Source organism: Thioalkalivibrio sp. ARh3, assembly GCF_000377265.1.
Lineage (GTDB): Bacteria > Pseudomonadota > Gammaproteobacteria > Ectothiorhodospirales > Ectothiorhodospiraceae > Thioalkalivibrio > Thioalkalivibrio thiocyanoxidans.
Window position 1 is genome coordinate 235,065 of the sequence record NZ_KB897951.1, and the last position, 18,376, is coordinate 253,440.

The 18,376-nt window shown below is 66.2% G+C and carries 20 protein-coding genes and 1 other RNA gene; 14 read left to right on the forward strand and 7 right to left on the reverse strand.

Annotation, left to right across the window (positions count from 1 at the left end):
* Position 1 precedes the first annotated feature (1 nt).
* The 10 genes from C995_RS0111225 to C995_RS0111275 all read left to right on the forward strand — a co-directional run bounded on the left by C995_RS0111225 (position 2) and on the right by C995_RS0111275 (position 7,929).
* The gene (locus C995_RS0111225) at positions 2-808 is read left to right on the forward strand and encodes a class I SAM-dependent methyltransferase (protein ID WP_018865026.1); all 807 of its coding nucleotides are present in this window, start codon (positions 2-4) and stop codon (positions 806-808) included.
* A 134-nt stretch (positions 809-942) separates the two neighbouring features.
* Entirely contained in the window at positions 943-1,518 is a 576-nt protein-coding gene (locus tag C995_RS14435) for a hypothetical protein (protein ID WP_231362425.1), read from the forward strand.
* Between the two features lie 696 nt (positions 1,519-2,214).
* On the forward strand, positions 2,215-2,352 hold the full coding sequence (locus C995_RS14250) for a hypothetical protein (RefSeq protein ID WP_019623556.1): 138 nt from the start codon (positions 2,215-2,217) through the stop codon (positions 2,350-2,352).
* An 83-nt stretch (positions 2,353-2,435) separates the two neighbouring features.
* Positions 2,436-3,149 carry a hypothetical protein gene (locus C995_RS0111245; protein WP_018865029.1) on the forward strand — a complete coding sequence of 238 codons (714 nt, stop codon included), beginning with the start codon at positions 2,436-2,438 and terminating at the stop codon, positions 3,147-3,149.
* A gap of 218 nt (positions 3,150-3,367) precedes the next feature.
* Entirely contained in the window at positions 3,368-4,957 is a 1,590-nt protein-coding gene (locus tag C995_RS0111250; protein ID WP_018865030.1) for a dynamin family protein, read from the forward strand.
* An 85-nt stretch (positions 4,958-5,042) separates the two neighbouring features.
* On the forward strand, positions 5,043-5,186 hold the full coding sequence (locus C995_RS14360) for a hypothetical protein (protein WP_018865031.1): 144 nt from the start codon (positions 5,043-5,045) through the stop codon (positions 5,184-5,186).
* Positions 5,187-5,315: 129 nt separating this feature from the next.
* On the forward strand, positions 5,316-5,786 hold the full coding sequence (locus C995_RS0111260) for a DsrE/DsrF/DrsH-like family protein (protein WP_018138697.1): 471 nt from the start codon (positions 5,316-5,318) through the stop codon (positions 5,784-5,786).
* A 205-nt stretch (positions 5,787-5,991) separates the two neighbouring features.
* On the forward strand, positions 5,992-6,885 hold the full coding sequence (locus C995_RS0111265; protein ID WP_038081006.1) for an aldo/keto reductase: 894 nt from the start codon (positions 5,992-5,994) through the stop codon (positions 6,883-6,885).
* An 18-nt stretch (positions 6,886-6,903) separates the two neighbouring features.
* Positions 6,904-7,572 carry a DUF6064 family protein gene (locus tag C995_RS0111270; protein ID WP_018865033.1) on the forward strand — a complete coding sequence of 223 codons (669 nt, stop codon included), beginning with the start codon at positions 6,904-6,906 and terminating at the stop codon, positions 7,570-7,572.
* Between the two features lie 81 nt (positions 7,573-7,653).
* Entirely contained in the window at positions 7,654-7,929 is a 276-nt protein-coding gene (locus tag C995_RS0111275; protein ID WP_018865034.1) for a cupin domain-containing protein, read from the forward strand.
* A gap of 6 nt (positions 7,930-7,935) precedes the next feature.
* Here C995_RS0111275 and C995_RS0111280 read toward each other — a convergent pair whose 3' ends face one another.
* The 4 genes from C995_RS0111280 to ssrS all read right to left on the reverse strand — a co-directional run bounded on the left by C995_RS0111280 (position 7,936) and on the right by ssrS (position 9,960).
* Positions 7,936-8,613 (reverse strand): glutathione S-transferase family protein, encoded by a 678-nt coding sequence (locus C995_RS0111280; RefSeq protein WP_018865035.1) that lies wholly within the window; start codon positions 8,611-8,613, stop codon positions 7,936-7,938.
* Between the two features lie 4 nt (positions 8,614-8,617).
* Positions 8,618-9,082, reverse strand: a complete 465-nt coding sequence (locus tag C995_RS0111285) for an EVE domain-containing protein (protein WP_018865036.1) — start codon at positions 9,080-9,082, stop codon at positions 8,618-8,620.
* Positions 9,083-9,114: 32 nt separating this feature from the next.
* Positions 9,115-9,750, reverse strand: coding sequence for a 5-formyltetrahydrofolate cyclo-ligase (locus tag C995_RS0111290; protein ID WP_018865037.1), 636 nt, complete (start codon positions 9,748-9,750; stop codon positions 9,115-9,117).
* Between the two features lie 24 nt (positions 9,751-9,774).
* A non-coding RNA gene (gene ssrS / locus C995_RS14080) (6S RNA) lies at positions 9,775-9,960 on the reverse strand.
* Between the two features lie 225 nt (positions 9,961-10,185).
* Here ssrS and C995_RS0111295 point away from each other — a divergent pair.
* Together C995_RS0111295 and C995_RS0111300 are read left to right on the forward strand one after the other, a co-directional pair.
* Positions 10,186-11,352, forward strand: coding sequence for an aldo/keto reductase (locus C995_RS0111295; protein WP_018865038.1), 1,167 nt, complete (start codon positions 10,186-10,188; stop codon positions 11,350-11,352).
* Between the two features lie 137 nt (positions 11,353-11,489).
* The gene (locus C995_RS0111300; protein ID WP_018865039.1) at positions 11,490-13,079 is read left to right on the forward strand and encodes a DNA mismatch repair protein MutS; all 1,590 of its coding nucleotides are present in this window, start codon (positions 11,490-11,492) and stop codon (positions 13,077-13,079) included.
* 15 nt (positions 13,080-13,094) lie between these two features.
* Here the strand turns inward: C995_RS0111300 and C995_RS0111305 are convergent, their stop codons facing one another.
* From C995_RS0111305 to fnr, 3 genes are read right to left on the reverse strand one after another with little or no spacing between them, the layout of a single operon-like run.
* Complete coding sequence (locus C995_RS0111305) at positions 13,095-13,664, reverse strand: DUF2058 domain-containing protein (RefSeq protein WP_018865040.1); 570 nt, start codon at positions 13,662-13,664, stop codon at positions 13,095-13,097.
* A gap of 36 nt (positions 13,665-13,700) precedes the next feature.
* The gene (locus C995_RS0111310) at positions 13,701-14,192 is read right to left on the reverse strand and encodes a TIGR02444 family protein (protein ID WP_026279079.1); all 492 of its coding nucleotides are present in this window, start codon (positions 14,190-14,192) and stop codon (positions 13,701-13,703) included.
* A complete protein-coding gene (gene fnr / locus C995_RS0111315; protein WP_026279080.1) occupies positions 14,185-14,916 on the reverse strand; it encodes a fumarate/nitrate reduction transcriptional regulator Fnr in 732 nt (243 codons plus the stop codon). The genes C995_RS0111310 and fnr overlap by 8 nt, the downstream gene beginning before the upstream one ends.
* A 205-nt stretch (positions 14,917-15,121) precedes the next feature.
* Here fnr and C995_RS0111320 point away from each other — a divergent pair, with 205 nt between their 5' ends.
* On the forward strand, positions 15,122-16,360 hold the full coding sequence (locus C995_RS0111320; RefSeq protein WP_018865043.1) for a cyclopropane-fatty-acyl-phospholipid synthase family protein: 1,239 nt from the start codon (positions 15,122-15,124) through the stop codon (positions 16,358-16,360).
* A 111-nt stretch (positions 16,361-16,471) separates the two neighbouring features.
* Positions 16,472-18,370, forward strand: a complete 1,899-nt coding sequence (locus tag C995_RS0111325; protein WP_018865044.1) for a hypothetical protein — start codon at positions 16,472-16,474, stop codon at positions 18,368-18,370.
* Positions 18,371-18,376 lie beyond the last annotated feature (6 nt).

Below are 18,376 nucleotides of genomic sequence, written 5' to 3' on the forward strand. Positions count from 1 at the left end.
GATGGCCGAGCGCTTTGCCGCGGGCTGGCTGGCTCTGCGCGAACCGGCGGATCATGCCGCCCGGTCGGAGGCATTGCTCGTGCCCCTGAACGACGCGCTTGCGGAGCGCGCGCGCCCCCTGAATGTCGTGGACCTGGGCAGCGGGGCCGGTTCCAACCTGCGCTACCTGGCGCCGCGTCTGGCCGGGCCGCAGCACTGGACGCTGGTGGATCACGATGCCGGCTTGCTGGCGACGGTCGCGGAGCCGGAGGGTGCCGTCGCCACCGCCCGACAGGTGCTTGATTTTTCCGAAGGCCCGCCGCCGATCCCGCATGATGCGGATCTGGTGACGGCCTCGGCATTGCTGGATCTGGTCTCCGCGGACTGGCTGCACCAGCTGGTCGCCGCCTGTACGCAGCAGCAATCGGTAGTCCTGTTTGCGCTGAACTACGACGGGCGCATCGAATGGAGCAAGCCAGACCCGCTGGATGCCTTGGTGCTCCGAGCGATCAATGGACATCAGCGCCGGGACAAGGGACTGGGGCCGGCCCTGGGTCCGGAGGCCGCTGAAGCCTGTGCGCGTGCCCTGGCGGTGCTTGCGTACCGGGTAGAGGTACGCAACAGCGACTGGTACCTGGGGGCGGAGGAGGTCGGGCTCGGCGAGGCGCTGATCCGCGGCTGGGTCGAGGCTGCCGCCGAGCAGGTTCCGCAACAGCGGGCCGCCTTTCATGGCTGGGGAGTCCGGCGCACGGCAGAACTGGCCGCGGGGGACGTTACCCTGGGGGTCGGACATCGCGATTTGCTTGGATGGCCGGACATCCGCACCTGAAGGCGCGGAGTCATCCGGGCAATTGTGTGGTCACAGTTCTACTATCGGAATCGACAGGGGCTGAGTTTGCACCGGATGGTGTGTGGGCGGTCCCGGCTACCAACGAACTGCAACAAGAAGTGAGGAGCAACATCATGAGCAAACGAACCGCTTCGACAAAAATCGGTGGCGCGCTGGCGATGGCCGCCGCCCTGTCGGTATTGACCCTGGGGGTTGCCCAGGCCGACGAGCAGGATGAGCAGGAAGGTGAACGTGCTCAGTACGGTCAGCCAGTGCCTGGGCCGTATGGATACGGCATGGGTCCGGGCATGGGTCCCGGCCACGGTATGGGCCCCGGACAAGGCATGGGTCCGGGAATGGGCATGGGTCCCGGCCACGGCATGGGCCCCGGTCAAGGCATGGGGCCGGGAATGGGCTATGGTCCTGGCCCGATGGCCCCCGGTTACGGCTATGGCCCGGGACCGGGTTATGGCTACGGCTATGGTCCGGGGTATTACCATCAGGGTCCGATGCATTACGGTGCCCCGTATGGCCACGGCCCGATGCACCAGAAACGCATGCGTGATTTCGATCCGGAGCGCATGCCGGGCATGCGCGGCCGCATGCAGGAAAGCGAGGCCGACCGCGAGGCGCGCAGCCGCGCGATCGAACGTGCGCGCGAGGCCTATCGCGAAGAGATGGAGCGTCACATGGAATCGCGCGACGATTGATCCCAGCGTGCCCCAGGATCGGGGCGACCCTCGGGGGCCGGGCGTTCGTTCGGCCCCCAAACTCACGCAGTCAGCTCCGACGGAGGTTTCGTCATGAGCCATTCACGCAGTCTTCTCAAGGCCGGGGTCTTTGGCGCCCTGATGGCCGTCCCTTTTGCCGTTTCCGCGCAACACGCACCTGGTGACAACTCGGGTCTTGCGCCTTATTCCGGCCCCACCGGCCTGGGTGAGCGCCCCGCCTTCGAAAGCGAGCGGGGATATGACCTGGATCAGGACCATGCACAGGCCCCCGGCGGTGGCCCGGGTGGCGATCCGGGTGGCCCGGCTGGCGGCGCGCCTCCGGGTGGCGAGCCAGGGGGTCCCCCGGGCGGGGCGCCTCCGGGCGGCACCCCGGGTGGCGCACCACCGCCCGGACAGGGAGAGCCGCCGCAGCAACGTGACCCGCAACAGCGCGACGCCGAACCGGGCGAGCCGCCGGGCGCGCGTGATCCGCAAGGCCGCGACCCGCAGGGTGCACCGCCGGGGCAGGGGCCCCAGGGCCAGCCGCCGCAAGGTCAGCCGCCCGCCGGGCAACCCCCGCAAGGCCAGCCGCCGCAAGGTCAGCCTCCTGCCGGGCAACCCCCGCAAGGCCAGCCGCCGCAAGGTCAGCCTCCAGGTGGGGAGCCACCACAGGGCCAGCCGCCGGGCGGGCAGGATATGCCGCCGAGCGACGCAGAGCCCCCGGGCGAGCAAAGCGGCGATGGTCCGGGTGATCCCCCGCCCACCGAGGGTGGCATGGGTGACGAGCCATCGTTTGACGACGACACTGACCTGACGCCGGAGATGGATGACTGATTGCTCCGTGCAGGAAACGCGCGGTGCGCCGACAGCGACAGAGGATGTAGGATTAACCTGGAAGGTAAACCGACGGGTGACGCATGGATAAAGCAGACAAGCCGCGCAGTTTTATTAATCGCTACTTCATCGTGATCGTGATTGTGCTCTGGTTCATCGCGTGGTCGGCACGCGATTTCCTCGCCCCGAGTGCCGAGGCGGTCCCCGAGGACGAGGCGGCCGAGCAGGCCGACGCGGTGCCGGCGGACGACACCGACGCGACCGACGAGAAGGACGCGAAGGACGAGGTCGCAGAGGACGATGCCCATCCGGGGCCGGCCCGGGACCTCAAGGAGGAGGGGGATCCCGATCCCATGACCGGTGCTGCGCATGATCAGCCGTATGTCGAGGAAGACGCGGAAACCGAGCCGGCAGTCGACCTGACCGCCGAGCGGGAGCCAGCGTTCGAAGGCGATGCGGCCGTGGACGCGGATGCCGAGCGTGCCGCCCGGTTTGCCCACAAGGCCTTGCAGGCCGGGCGTGAGGCCTTTTGGCGTTCGGGGCCGCGCGCGGCGGTGGGCGTGCTGCGCGAGGGTCTGGAAGCGCTGCCGAAAGACTCCGTGCAGCGGGCAGACCTGTATGGGGAACTGGGCAACGCGCTCTTTGCCATGCGGGATATCGAGGGTGCGATGGATGCCTGGGAAGGCGCCCTAAAGGTGCTGCCCGAACGCGAACGGCATCGCATGATGGAACGCCTCGCCCCGGTTTACGAGCGGCATCACGAGGACGGTGCGGCGCACCTGGGTGAGTATCGATAGAGGAACGTGAATCAGTAAACGTTTCTCAGGCGTTTTCGAGCCGCTGTCAGGGGGGCGCTGGCCAGCTGCCAGCGTCCCCGGGCGGCCGTAACCCGAACTGCGTGCCACACAGGCGTGGGCGCAGTGGGTATCATGAACAGAACCAACCCACATCGCGGGGGTGTCCGGGCACACAACCGGCTGTGTCCTTCGGCAACCACCGCAGCAACGGAGTCCGCATGTTCAATCGTCCTGGTCGCCGCGTCCGCAAGCAGCTCAAGCTGCTGAGCGATCGCCTCGCCGAAGAAAATCCGGTTCTCAAGGGGGTCGTCGACCCCTTTCGCGAGCTGGACCGGGTCGGCTATGCCTCCGGGCTGCTGAATCCGCAGGACGATTCCTACGCCTTTACCATCTCCTGGTGGCCGATGATCGCGGTGCTCGGGACGTTTTCCTCGGGCAAGTCGACGTTTATCAACGAGTACGTCGGGACCACCGTGCAGCGCAGTGGTTCGCAGGCGGTGGACGACAAGTTCACGGTCATCAGTTACGGCGGCAGCGAGCGGGTACAGGAGTTGCCAGGGCTGGCGCTGGACGGCGATCCGCGCTTCCCGTTCTATCGCGTGTCCGACGAGATCGAGCGCATCACCGATGGCGGTGGTCGCACGGTGGACCACTTCCTGGCGATGAAGACGGCCAACTCCGAGCGCCTGCGCGGCCGTATCCTGATCGACTCGCCCGGATTCGATGCCGACGAGCAGCGCGCGACGATCCTGCAGTTGACGGACCACATCATCGATCTGTCCGATCTGGTGATCGTCTTTTTCGATGCCCGGCACCCGGAGCCGGGCGCGATGCGCGACACCCTGGAGCATCTGGTCAATCGCGTCGCCGAGCGCAACGACTTCAACAAACTGGTGTTCGTGCTCAACCAGATCGACACCACCTGGCGCGAAGACAACCTGGAAGAGGTCGTCTCTGCCTGGCAACGTGCGGTCGTGCGCCAGGGCAATGCCACCGGGCGTTTCTACTGCATGTTCAACGAGAGCGCCGGGGTCGAGATCGGCGACGAGCAGGTGCGCGAACGCTACGAGGAAAAGTCGCAGCGTGATCGCGCGGAGATCCACGAGAAGATCCAGGAAATCAGCTCGTCACGCTCGTATCGTATCCTCGGCTCGCTGCAGGCGATCGCCGAATCCATCGAAATGGATGCGTTGCCTGCACTGCGAAGGGCACTGGAGCGGTGGCGGCGGCGGGTGTTTCAGATCGATGCCGCCATGTTCGCGGTGATTGCCGTGATCCTGGGTGTGATCGGGTACAACACGGCGGGCGGATTCGGGCCCTGGATGGACGGTTCGGCCTGGGCGTCGATGGGCGAGCACCCGATCTGGACGTCGACCGGCATTGTTGTATTGGTCCTTGTGCTGGCCGGGCTCCACTTCTTTAACCGCCGCTGGGTCGCCCGCCGCATCGCGCGCACGCTGCCGACCGAGTCGGCCGCCGGTAACTGGCGGGCGGCTTTCGAAAAGAACACGCGTCCGTGGCGCTGGATGCTGCGTCGCGCACCGCTGGGTCTGGGACGGCGCAAGATCGGCCGCCTGCATGCGTTGCGCGATCGCGCCGAGGCCTATATCCAGCGCCTGAACAACCAGTTCGTCGATGCCCGGCCCGTATCGCGCACGGGGGGGCGGGCCTCGGCTGCCGATGTGCATCGCTCGGCAGAACAGGCACAATCGGATACTGTATCGGAGTCGACCGGTGATGCTGGACAGCAAGTGCCGGCCGCCGACACGCCGGGGGATGCGAACGCGGAGCGCCCCGAAGTGCGTTAGGGAAACGCCGAAGGCGTTGCCCTGAGCAATCCGCGATGCATGGTTTTCTCGTCAGGGGGCGAGGGAACGATGCGGGAGTTTCATTATGACGGTTGTCGCCTGGATACTGTTTGCGCTGGCCATGATCCTGGTCCCGATCTCGGTCTGGGCCAGCCTGGCAGCGCTCGGAATATGCGCGGGTTGCGCACTGATCCGCGACTGGCGCAGGGCGCGCCTGGCTTCCAAATAACAGGTCCGGATTACCGCTGCTGTACGAGATCCAAGTATCGAGGTCGCACGGGGTGACCTCGATCCACAGGGGGTGGGTTGCGCGCAGGGGGCTGTGGCGAATCCATCCTCCACCACCAAGGAGGAGTGAATGAGCGACACCAAGAAGTTGGCCATCATTGCGACCAAGGGCAGTCTGGACTGGGGTTATCCTCCGTTCATCCTGGCCTCGACTGCGGCCGCGCTCGGCTACGAAGTGGAAGTGTTCTTCACCTTTTACGGGCTGCAGCTGCTGCGCAAGAAGATGGATTTGCAGGTCACGTCGCTGGGCAACCCGGGCATGCCCATGCCCATGCCCATGCCGGTCATGCTCCAGGGTCTGCCGGGCATGCAGCGCATGATGACGACGATGATGAAAAAGAAGATGAAGGCGAAAGGCGTCTCCGATCTCGAGGATTTGCGGGAACTGTGTCAGGAGGCCGAGGTACGCATGATCGCCTGCCAGATGACCGTGGATCTGTTCGATATGGACACCAGCGAGTTCATTGACGGCATCGAGTATGCCGGCGCCGCCGCGTTCTTCGAGTTCGCCGGCGAGTCGGACATCTGTCTGTTTATCTAGGCGGATGTGAAGCCCCGGGCGGCCCGTCCGCCTGCCCCGGCCCCGCGGCATCTGCCCGGGGCCGTTTTCGTTCTGGCAGGCCGAAATGCTCCCGGCCTGGAACTTCTGGCGCGTTCGGCGGGACCACGTGGGTAAGGTTCCGAAGGATAGCCGTCGCATGGCGAGAGTCCCGAATCAGCGTTCGCGCCGGTCGTTTCTGCAGTGGATGGCCGGTTCGGCCATTGCCGCCGGTACCGGCTGGCCGCTTGCAGGCGCGGCCGGCGAGGGACGCGAACCGAACAGGAAGGCGATTCCCTCCTCGGGTGAGGAGATCCCCGTGATCGGCATGGGCACCTGGATCACCTTCAACGTCGCGGATGACCCGGATGCCCTCGCGCTGCGCACCGAGATTGTCGATACCTTCTTCCGGCGCGGTGGCGGGATGATCGACTCCTCGCCGATGTATGGACGCGCGGAGGCGGTGGTGGGGCATTGCCTGCAGGAGCTGGGCCATCCCGAAGGCCTGATCTCGGCGACCAAGATCTGGACGGGCAGCACCGGCACCGGGCGCAATCAGCATGCGAAGTCGCTGGACCTGTGGGGCGTGGACACCCTCGACCTGCAGCAGGTGCACAACCTGCAGAACTGGGAGGCGCATCTGGAGACGATGCGCGAGAAGCGCGAGGCGGGCGAGATCCGCTATATCGGGGTGACGACCTCCCACGGGCGCCGTCACGACCAACTGGCGCGCATCCTGGAACGCGAGGACCTGGACTTTGTGCAGCTGACGTACAACATCGTCGATCGCGAGGCGGAGGAGCGCCTCCTGCCGCTGGCCCGCGAGCGCGAGCTGGCGGTGATCGCCAATCGCCCGTTCCGGCGCAAGGAGCTGATCAACCGCTTCGAGAACGAGCCACTGCCGGACTGGGCAGAGGAGATCGATTGCGAGAACTGGCCGCAGTTCCTGCTCAAGTTCATCGTCTCGCACCCCGATGTCACCTGTGCGATCCCGGCAACCTCGGTCGTGGAGCACATGCGGGAAAACATGGGCGCCCTCTACGGTCCGATGCCGGATGACGACATGCGCCAGCGCATGATCGACTACGTCGAGGCCCTGTAACCCTGCCGGGGAGTCCAGATGCTGCCATTCGCCGCCGAAACCCTGCTGTCGATCTTCGGGCAATACAATCGTGGTATCTGGCCGTTGCACGGGGTCGCGGCCCTGATGGTGCTTGTCGCGCTGGCGCTGGCCCTCGTGGGCGGGCGCGGGGCCGGGCGTGTCGTCGGTCTGCTGCTCGGGGTGCTGTGGGTCTGGATCGGGGTCGCGTTCATTGGCGGCGCGCTGGCGGAATTCCATTTCTGGGCGAGCCGTCTGGCGGGCGTGTTCGTCGCACAGGGGCTGATGCTGGTGTTCGCCCTCACGCTACTGGCGCGCCATGGCTTTGGCTGGCCTGGAGGGCTCGCCGGGACTGTGGCGGTCCTGGTGATGGCCTATGCCATGTTGGGCCATGTGTTGCTGGAGGTTCTGCTCTTGGGGACGCCGTGGGCACAGGCGCAGTACGTGGGTGTGGTGCCCGGCCCCACCATGCTGTTCACTCTGGGCATTCTCCTGCTGGCCCAGCCACGCCCGGCGCTGATTCTGGCGATCATCCCCTTCCTCTGGGCCCTGGTAACGGCCTATATCGCCTGGGAACTGGGCCTCTGGCTGGAATATGTACCGGCTGCGCTGGGTGTGATCGCTTTCGTGTTGTTGCTCGTTCGCTGGCTTTACCCGGGCGAGAGAAGGCTTTTTCGCTCCGATGCTTAGGGAGACGCTGATGTAATCGCGCTTTGGCACCCGGTCGCGGTCCCGTTAGGCTTGCCATTTTTCCCGATAGAGGAGACTGCCATGTCCATCGAAGTGATCCATCGGCCGGAGCAGGACCATCTGGAACGGCTGGGCGTATTCGACTGGCCGGTCTGGGAAAAGGAGGTCTCGGCCTTCCCCTGGCACTACGACGAGCGCGAGGTCTGCTACATCCTGGAAGGACAGGTGACGGTCACCCCGGACGGCGGCGGCGAGCCGGTGACGGTTGGCGAGGGCGATCTGGTTACCTTCCCCCAGGGTATGGACTGCACCTGGGAGATCCACCGCGACATCCGCAAGCACTACCGCTTCGGCTGAGCGCGCTTAGCGGGCGAGCCACTGGGTGTCGAGGGGGGTGTTGAAGGCCTCTTCGACGCGGCGCAGGTAGTAGAGCATGTCGACCGGCAGGTTGATGCCGTCGTGCATCTGCAGGGGGTAGAGGTCGGCGGCGATCACGCAGTCGGCGATGGACGGGTGGCCGAGGTAGAAGCGGCTGGCCGCCAGGTGGCGAGCCAGATCCGGCAGACGGCTCAGCTTCGCCAGCTGGTTGTAGCCGTCGTAGCGATCGTTGGCGAGCTCTTCCAGCGACAGGCCGAAGCGGTGCTGCACCTGGGCCTTGTAGTCGGCCAGGGCCTCGGCGCTCTCGCCAATGCCGTGGAAGCCCGGTGCCAGCGGGGCGTACAACCGATCGAGCACCACATCGACCTTGCTGCGCCAGTCGACCAGGGCCTGCCAGGCATCCTCGGGGATTACGCCTTCCGCCAGGGGCTCCCCGGTCGGGAACAGGTGGTCGATGTCGCGCAGCGCCGTGAGCGTGTCGGTTACCAGGGTACCGTCATCCATCTGCAGGACCGGCGACTGGCGGGCCACGCCCAGCTCGAAGAAGGTCTCGTCGTCGAACCAGTCCAGCGCGACGGTTTCGAGCTCCACACCCTTGTAGCCACAGGCCAGGCGCAGGCGGTCGGCCTTCGCGTCGTGCGGGAAGTGGTAGAGCGTAGCCACGCGGTTATTTTCCGCGCTGGGCGTGGCTCAGGATGAAGTCCCACTGCTCCTGGGTGATCGGCATGACCGACAGGCGGTTGCCGCGGCGCACCAGCGGGCAGTCCTCGAGCTGCGGCTGCTGCTTCAGCCAGTCGAGGGTGATGATGTCGCCGAATTTTTCCTCGAAGGCGACATCCACCCGCAGCCAGCGCGGGTTGTCCGGGTCGCTCTTCGGGTCGTAGTGCGGGTCCTCGGGGTCGAAGGCGCAGGAGTCCGGATAGGCCTCCTTCTCGATGCGCATAATGCCGACAATGCCCGGCGGCTTGGCGTTGGAGTGGTAGAAGAAGGCCAGATCGCCCTTCTTCATCTCGTCGCGCATCATGTTGCGCACCTGGTAGTTGCGGATGCCGTCCCAGGGCTCCACGCCCACGCGTTCCAGGTCATCGATGCTGAACTCGTCGGGCTCGGATTTCATCAGCCAGTAGGCCATGCGGTTTCCTCGTGCCGGCTCGGGCGTGTGGGTCAGGTGTGCGTATTGTGCCGCGCGCGGCGGGGCAGCGCATGCCAGCCGTCCTCCGTGACCACGCCGTCCAGTGGGACGTCCCATGGCTGGCTGGGGAGGGCCTCGACCCCCTGCAGGGCATGGGCCACGCCAATCAGCTTGGGGCGGCGGATACCGAAGCGGCGGCGGGCGAAGTAGCGGTCGTAGTAGCCCGCACCCATGCCCATGCGGTTGCCGGCGTGGTCGAACGCGACCAGCGGCAGCAGGACCACCTGCATCTCGCGGCGCCAGATGCGCGGGGCTTCGGGACAGGGCTCGGCAATGCCGAAGCCGTTATGGCATAGCGGGGCGTCCGGCCCCCAGGCGTGAAAGTGCATGCGCCCGGGGCGCTTGGCATCCATCACCGGCAGGGCAATGCGAGTGCCGCGTCGGGCCAGGGCCACGGTCAGGGGGGTCAGATCCACCTCGCCACGCAGGCCCCGGTAGGCGCCGATGCAATGGGGCTGCCAGCGCTGGAACCAGCGCAGCAGGTGATCGCAGATCAGGGCGGAATGAATCTCGAGCCGCTCGTCGGACAGCGCGGCGCGTTCGCGGCGCAGGCGCAGCCGTAGCTGGCGCAGTTCGTCAGGCGTGAAGGAGGTCTCGTCCCTGGACATACGATCCGCAAGTAATGAAGTGGACGCGCCCCGCGGGCGCCGAAGTGACCATCGACCTTGAACCAGAGGTTCAGGTGGGAGAAGCCTCCGAATCTTAAGGCTTTCCGCTCGATGACGGACATGCGCAACGAAACGGAAGTGCTCGGTCCCGTGGTGAAGAATTAAGGCTCAAGGGTACCACCAGGCCACTTTCGCACGCCGCAGCGACGCGTCCGGCACCATTATGAACCAATCCCCCGGGGGTGTGCGCAACCATGATCACAGAAGGGTTGCACGATCCACCCAGGGCGGAATCCGGCCGCGCGGGAGACTCGCCGGTTTGGATGGGTTTTAGCAATCACGCCCCGGTGACGTAGGATTCGCGTTTTCCGGATGGATGCGAGTGGGCGGTGCGCGACGAGTACCGGCCCTCTCCGGATTGTGCAGAGGAGCAATATGGAATCGCCGCAGAAACTGATCCCCGGATACGCCAACGCCAAGGCGACGCGTCGGTATGCGGAACACTACATCGCCGAGGGCAAGGCCGCCGAGGGCCACTACAGCGAGTTCTCGCGCGCCAAGATGCGCCTGTCCAGCCTGGGCATTGGCACCTTTGGTGGCGCCGCCACGGCCGAGGTGGACGCCGCGATCTCCGCCATCGTGGCCCGTGGCCTGACCGAGGGCATCAATGTCGTCGACACCGGTGCCCACTACCGCTACGGGCGCTCGCTGGCGGCCGTCGGCGCGGGCGTGCGCACGGCCCTGGAGGCCGGGGTCCCGCGCGAGGCGATGTTCCTGATCTCCAAGGGTGGTTTTCTGACCCTGCGCGGCGGGCCGCCTGATGACATGGACGCCTGGTTCCAGCGCGAGATCGAGTCCCAGGGCATGGGCAACCGCGATGATCTGGCCAAGGGCGCGCACCTGCTGACGCCGGAGTACATCCACTATCAGATGGAACTGTCGCGCTCGCTGATGGGGGTGGAGACGCTGGATGCCTTCATCATCGACCAGCCCGAGGTCCATATCCACGAGATCGGCAAGGAGGCGACCAACCGCAAGCTGGAGCCGGTGTTCGAGGTGCTGGAGCGCGCGGCGCGGGAAAAGAAGATCCGCGCCTACGGGATCTCCACGTTCGAGGGCTTCCGCGAGGAGACCGACGCCGCTGTGTTTCAGTCGCTGACCTCCATGCAGGGCCTGGCCGAACGTGCGGCCCAGACCGTGACCGGCGACGACCACGCCCGGCACCACTTCAAGATCGGGATGCTCCCGTTCAACCAGGTGATGCTGGAAGGCTTCACCCGCTTCAATACCGCGACCGGGCAGGGCAATGTGGCGAGCCCGCTGCAGGCCGCGCACCAGCTGGAGGTGTACATGTTCGCCTCCCATTCCATGCTGAAGGGACACCTCGCCCAGCAGTCGGTGGAGGTGGTCGGGCAGCAGCTGGCGGACCTGCCCAATCCGGCGCAGCGCGCGATGCAGTTCAACCGCTCCACGCCGGGGCTGGGTACGTCCCTGGTCGGCATGAGCACGCCGGAGCACCTGGACGACATGCTGGCGGTGATGCGCGAACCGCTGCTGGAGAAGAAGGCCTACCTCGGGATGTTCAAGAAGGCCGAGGAGTAAGCCGGAGCCTGGTCTCCCCCTTGTGGGAGCCGGCTTGCCGGCGAAGCCCCTGCCTGCATCCGGCCTTGGCAGGGGCTTCGCGTGCAAGCACGCTCCCACAGGGTCTGCGATAGAGAATTCATGCACAAGGGTATGTCATGCAGGTTGATCTGAAGGCCCTCGAATTCCCCGCGATCCAGCGTCTGCTGGAGCGCCTGACCGCGACGCCATACGGCGCGGATGCCGCACGCGGGCTGGAGCCGGCACCGAATCTGGATGCGGCGCGCGCACTGCAGACTGCGGTGACCGTCGCGCGCCAGCGTTTGGATGCGGGCACCCTGCCGCGTCTGGGGCAGCTGCCGGACGTGCGCGCGGCGCTGCGCCAGGCATCCAACCCCGGGGCCGCGCTGCCGGTGCAGGCCCTGCACAACCTCCAGACGATCATGCGGCATGCGCGCGAGCTGGCGGATCAACTGGCGGACACCCCCGAGATCTATCCGGCAGACCTGAACAAGCTGTATCCGCCCGAGGGGCTGGAAGAGCGCCTGTCGGCGTGCCTGAACCCCGGCGGGTCGCTGCGCGAAGACGCGAGCCCCTCGCTGGTCGAGGCCTTCGAACAGCGCGGACGCCTGCGCGACGAGGTCGAGGCGGTGGTGAAAAAGCGCCTGGCGGCCTCCGATGTCGTGCACAAGGGCGAGGACGCACTGAAGGTCCAGTGGCACCAGGAGCGCGCGGTGATGGTGCTGCGCGGCGAGGCGGCCAACGCGGTCAAGGGCGTGCGTCGTGGCACCGCGATGGGTGGGCGCGACCAGATTGTCGAGCCGATCGAGGCGGTGCCGCTGAACAACCAGCTGGATACAGTCAACGGCCAGATCAATACCGAGCAGCAGCGCCTGCTGCGCGAGCTGACCGACGTGGTGCGCCAGTACGGCGAGCCGCTGGAGCTGATGCTGACGGCCCTGACCTGGATCGATCTGGCATCCGCCGCCGCGCAGCTATCCGCACAGATGAATGCCCATGCCCCGCGGCTGGAGGCGGAGGCCGGGGTGGAGCTGATCGAGGCCTACCACCCGCTGCTGCTGTTGCAGTTCGCCGAGGGCAACGGGCCGCAGCCGGTGCCGCTGTCGATCCGACTGGATGGCGAGCAGCCCCTGTTGCTGATCACCGGGCCGAATACCGGCGGCAAGACCGTCGCGCTGAAGACGCTCGGGCTGCTGGTCACCATGGCCTGGTGCGGGCTGCATATCCCGGCCGAGCAGGACTGCCGCATCGGGCGCTTCGACCAGGTGATGGTCGATGTCGGCGACAACCAGAGCCTGTTCCACCACCTGTCGACGTTTGCCGGGCATGTGGAGGTCCTGAAGCGCATTTTGGACCACGCCGGCCCCGAGAGCCTGATCCTGCTGGACGAGCTGGGCACGGGCACCGACCCGGACGAGGGCGCGGCACTGGCGATGGCGATGCTGGACGAGCTGCGTGCGCGTGGCACGCGCGGGATCGTGAATACCCACCTGGCGCCCCTGAAGGACTACGCCGCCCAGCATGCGGGCATCGTGAACGCCTCGATGCAGTTCGATGCCGAGACGCTGTCCCCGACCTACCGGCTGCTGATCGGCGAGCCGGGTGTGTCGTTCGGCCTTACGATTGCCGAGAAGAACGGGCTACCGGCCCAACTGGTCGCCCGCGCCCGCGAGCATTTCGCCGAACTCCCCACCGCCCAGGCCGGGGGCGATCCCGGCAGGGGCTGAGCCCCGAACGAGGCGCTACCACATGAGGTCGTCGGGGACGACGTAGTCCTTGTACGGGTCGTCGGGATCGGGCTCGGAATCGCCGCTTTCTTCGGCCGGGATGACCAGCGGCCACTCGGCATCCCGCTCGCGGATCTTGTCCGCGATCTCGCGCGGGATTACGCGGAAACCCTTGCTCGGGTGCAGCTCCAGGCCTGCCAAGGCCGCGCGCCCGTCGACCAGGCGCTTGCGGGTGTCCTCGGTTACCGGCAGGTGGCGGATCTGCCCGTCGAACTGGAAGTGGTAGTCGATCGCGGCGTCGCCGGTGGGGATCGGGGCCAGGTGCTGGTTGACCAGTTCGCGAATCTGGGCCCGGCGCGCACGGCGTTCGGCCTTTTCCTGTCGTTCCTGGTTCTTCTCGCGCGAGCGCTGGGCCTGCTCGGCCTGGCGGGCCGCCGCGGCGCTGGCCTCGGCGTCGGCGGGCTTGCCCTTTTTCTTTTTTGGTTGTGTCTTCTGGGCCTTGTGCTTCTGGCTCTTGGCCTTGCGCACCTGTTTTTCATCCACCAGCCCGGTCTTCAGGAGCTGGTTGCGCAGATCGTCCGACATGCCGCTTGCCTGTAGAAAATGTGCCGGGAGGATAGCCTATGTGCAGCCGGCCTGTGTGAGTTCGGGTATTCCGTCCCGGATCTCGGTCACGGGCAGGGCCGGGAACAGAAGCTGCAGACGCCGTGTGAGGTCGGGGGTCGCGGCGGGATCACCGAGATCCAGGGCGGACTTAAACAGGCGCATCGCAGCCGTTCGTTCGCATGTGACCTCCAGCGCCTTCGTGGCGGTGTACAGCGCCGCCCGGTTCGGCTGGTGGGGGCCTTCGGGTTTGAGGCGGCGGCGCAGGGCGCGCACGCGGGCGGTGGTTCGATCGCGCCAACTCGCGGCGGCCTGCATCAGCGCCTCCCAGTTGTGCTTGCGTATGCCCCCCGGGTACCACAGGGCGAACAGGGCGAGGATGACATCGACGTCATGGTTCTCCTGCCAGTGCAGCAGGCGTTCCCGGGCTGGTGCGGAGGCCCAGATTCGCAGCGCGAAATCCCAGAAGCTGTCGAAGCCCAAGCCGTGCGGCCTGGCAGCCTCAGGCACCGCTGGCGGCGGACGTGAGGGTTACGCCGGCGGCATTGTGCAGGCTCTTCGGCTCGAGGATTTCGAGATCCCGGGTGTGGAGGCTGATCACCCCCTGTTTGCGCAGCTGCGTGAACAGGCGGCTGATGGTCTCCTGGGTCAGGCCCAGATGGTTGGCGATGTCGGCGCGCGACATCGGCAGATAGAAGCGTTCGGGGGACAGGCCGCGCGCACGGTGCCGTTCGGACAGGGTCACCAGGAACGTGGCCAGGCGCTGCTCCGCCGTGCGCTGCGCGAGCAGGGCATGCACGCTCTCGTCCTGGGCCAGCCCCTTGCTCATCACATTCATCATGTGCTGGCGGAAGGTGGGCAGCTTGTCGGCAAGGTCGTCCACATGGGTGAACGGGACTGCGCAGACACTGGTGGATTCCAGCGCCACGGCACTGACCGGATGTTTCCCGGAATGGATCGCGTCGAGCCCGAGCAGGTCGCCGGCGAGGGCGAACCCGGTGATCTGTTCGGTGCCGTCGTCGCTGATCAGGACCGCTTTCAGTGCGCCCGTTCGCACGGCGAACAGGGTGTCGAAGCGCTCGCCCATATTGAACAGCGAAGTCCCCTTCTCGATCGGGCGGCGCTGCTGAACGATCTCGTCGAGTTGCCAGAGTTCGTTCTGCGGCAGCCCCATCGGCAGGCAGAGCTGACGCAGGGAGCAGTGCTCGCAGGCTTGGGTTGGGCGCAATGTCATGTGCGCAGGTTAGCGGTTTTGACCGCGGCTAGGGAAGCGCCTGTGGCTCACGGGAAGAGGCTTGCTCGCATGAGGAATTCCGTTATTGTGAGTGTGGAACCTTTTGAGGTGGCGACGATCCGCTATTTCAGATGCTTGTGTCGCGGCCAGCGCGATATACAGGCTCTGTTCCATGTGGCAGACGATTCGCAGGGGAAGGGATGCAATGATCGAACGGATGCTGAACGAATACATGCGCCACGGCACGCTGATCCTGCGCGAGCCTGACGGGAGCGAGCGCCGATTCGGGCAGGGGGCGCCCGAGATTACGATGCAGATCCACGATGCGGCGGCTCTCAAGCGTATTGCGCGCGATCCCGGATTCCAGCTGGGCGAGACCTATATGGACGGGCTCTGGTCGCCGGGGCCCGAGGGTATCCGGGTGTTTCTGGATGTGGCCATGCGCAACTTTGCACCCATGTTCCAGCGTCGCGTCCACCCGCTGGTGTGCATGTTCCGCGGGATCCTGGAGCAGGGGAACCGCATCGCGCGCAGCTACCAGAACATCTCGCACCATTACGACGTGGACGAGTGGCTGTTCCGCCGTTTTCTCGACGACGGGATGTTCTACAGCTGTGCCTATTTCGAGCGCCCGGACATGACCCTGGAAGAGGCCCAGCAGGCGAAGTGCGCGATGCTGCGCAAGAAGCTGGTGCTGGAGCCCGGTCAGCGGGTACTGGATATCGGCTGTGGTTGGGGTGGGCTGGCCTTCCACCTGGCCGAGAATGCCGATGTCCAGGTGGATGGCATTACCCTGTCCAGGGAGCAGCTGCGCGTGGCCCAGGCGGAGGCGAAGCGCCGGGGGCTGGACGATCGCGTGCGTTTTTTCTATCAGGACTATCGCGAACACGACGACCAGTACGACCGGATCGTTAGCGTCGGTATGTTCGAGCATGTCGGCGTGCCCAACTACGGCACGTTCTTCCAGCGGGTGAACGACCTGCTCAAGGACGACGGCGTGGCCGTCCTGCACACGATTGGCCGACAGGGACCGCCAGGGACAACCAACCCCTGGCTAGGCAAGTACATCTTCCCTGGTGGTTACACCCCGGCCCTGTCCGAGGTGATGGAGGCGCTGGAACCGACCCCGCTGCATACCACCGATATCGAGTTCTGGCGGCTGCACTATGCCGAGACTCTCGCGGAGTGGTATCGGCGTTTCCAGAACATCCGCGCCGAGGCGGTGGAGCACTTCGACGAACGCTTCTGTCGCATGTGGGAGTTCTATCTGGCCAGTTGCGAAGGGACGTTTCGCTGGTGGCGCCAGGTGGTGTTCCACATCCAGATGGCCAAGCAGCAGGATGCCGTGCCGCTGACCCGTGACTACCTGTATGGCGACGAGGCACCCGAGGTGGTCTCCATCCCGCCCGGCGAGGCGGCCGCCCAGGCTCGCAGTGCCGCGTAGGGAAACGCCGATCAATTTTCTGTTTTTCGGAACGTTTTCCCCTCGTCGGGCACCCGCAACCCCGCTTTTTCCCTACACTTCACCGAAACGCTGAAGGGGCAGGGACGACGGGTGTTCGGCAGGTTTCGCAAGCGGCAACAGCGCCAGGAGGCTCCGGAGGCGGCCAGCCCGAGTCAGGACCATGTGCTGATCGAGGCGGCCGGACGCAGCCGGATCACCGAGGTCGCGGCCAGTGCGCGCAAAGTGCCCTGGTCGCTGAACATGCTGCAGCTGTTGTGGGCCGCCGGTCCGGTGACCTTCCTTGCAATGCAGGGGGGCTACTTCCTCGGCTTCGGCCACGCGGCCCCGGCCCAGAACTTCATCTTCTTTGCCGTCTACACGCTGCTGTTCGGGGTGATCGGTCTGCTGGCGCGTTTTATTGCCGACGCCACCCGGGGCAGACGGCAGGAGCGCTCGCGCGATCAGCTGCGCAATACCATCGACCTGTTGCCCGATCTGCTCTTTGTGACGCGCGATCTGGCGATGGCCGAGATGGCGCCGGACATGCGGCGGCGCAAGGCCGCCGAGGTCCTGCTGCACGAGGTGGACATCTCGCCGGAAGGAGTCGCGGTCGCGGTGCGCGAGATGACCGGCGATACCAGCCTTGCGTCGGCCGCGGAGCAGATCGAGATCTATCGTCGGCTGGGGCTTCGTTCGCGCGTCGCGGATTTGGTGGACGTGACCGCCGATGCACGGATGGCGGCGCTGGAAAAGCTGCACCACGATGCCCCCGAGCTGGCAGACTCGTTGCGCGACCGTCTGCAGGGCGTCGCACCAACCCGCGAGGACGGGGTGCGGCGGATCGATCAGTTCCTGGATCGCCTGTTCTCGGCGGCGGACTCGGACGACCTGACCCGCTGTACCCTGGATGATGCCCAGGCGATGTTCGTGCTGGCCTTCGAGCTGGTCAACGGGCGCCAGATCCGGCGGCTGAGTTTCGAGTGGTCGGGCGGCTGGCGGCTGGGGCATGCGCTCGACCGGCTCGAGTACCAGGGCAACCGGTTCCGTGTCGCGCAGGCGGGTGTGGTCAGCCGCCTGCGCTCCCTGGCCATACTGCTGGCACAAAGCCCGGCCAGTGGGCTGGATCCGCAGGTCCTGCGCGCGTCGACCCTGGGCATCGGGCGCGAGGTGCTGGATGCCCTTTGGCAGTTGGAACAGGACCGTCCGCCCGTGCACTCGCCGGAAGGCCGCCTGCTGGGGCGGGCACTGCGTCAGGTCGAGGATCTACGTGCGGCGCGTGACCAGCTCATGCAGGCCCAGAGCCGCTATGCCGCGGCGGTCGAGCGCTGGGAGGCGCTGCGACGCAGGGAGGTCGAGAAAAAGGGCCAGCAAAAGTGGTTCAAGCGCAGTACCCGCGGCATTCGGGTGGGCGAGGAGGTGATCGAACTGACGGACGACCAGAAGCTGCGCCTGGCCGACCAGTTCTGCGAATACCTGTCCGAGCTCGGCATACGGCGCGAGGGTGATCTGTTCTACCTTGGAGGGCAGGTGCTGGATGCGGATACGGCCAAGCGCATCGGCATCCAGCTCGCATTGATCCTCGAGCCTCTGGCCGACCTGACCAACCCGAGCATTCAGCGAGCGATCTATGCGAACCCGGCCGCCTATCTGGGGGGGCTTTACGTTGGCATGAGTGCGGATGCCAAGGCCGGTCTGGGCTCGGCCATGGTGCGCCTCGTGCGCCAGGATCTCGGCCGCATGGCGGAGTGGCTGGCCCTGCGTCTGACGCGCATCTACTACCTGCCCCTGTCCGACTCCATGCGTGATTTCCTGGAGCAGCAGTACGGTGCTAGCCGGGAACGACTCGAGATGCTCGCTGCGCACCCGGTAGAGGAGGGTGCGCAGACCCCGCCGGTAGCCTTGCGTGCCGAACGTTCGCCGGAATTCGACGCCATGCTGCAGGACAAGGCCTGGGGTCGTTTGCTCAAGCGTGGTGCCCGTTACCTGCAGGCCGAGTCGCAACGCTCCTGACGCCGC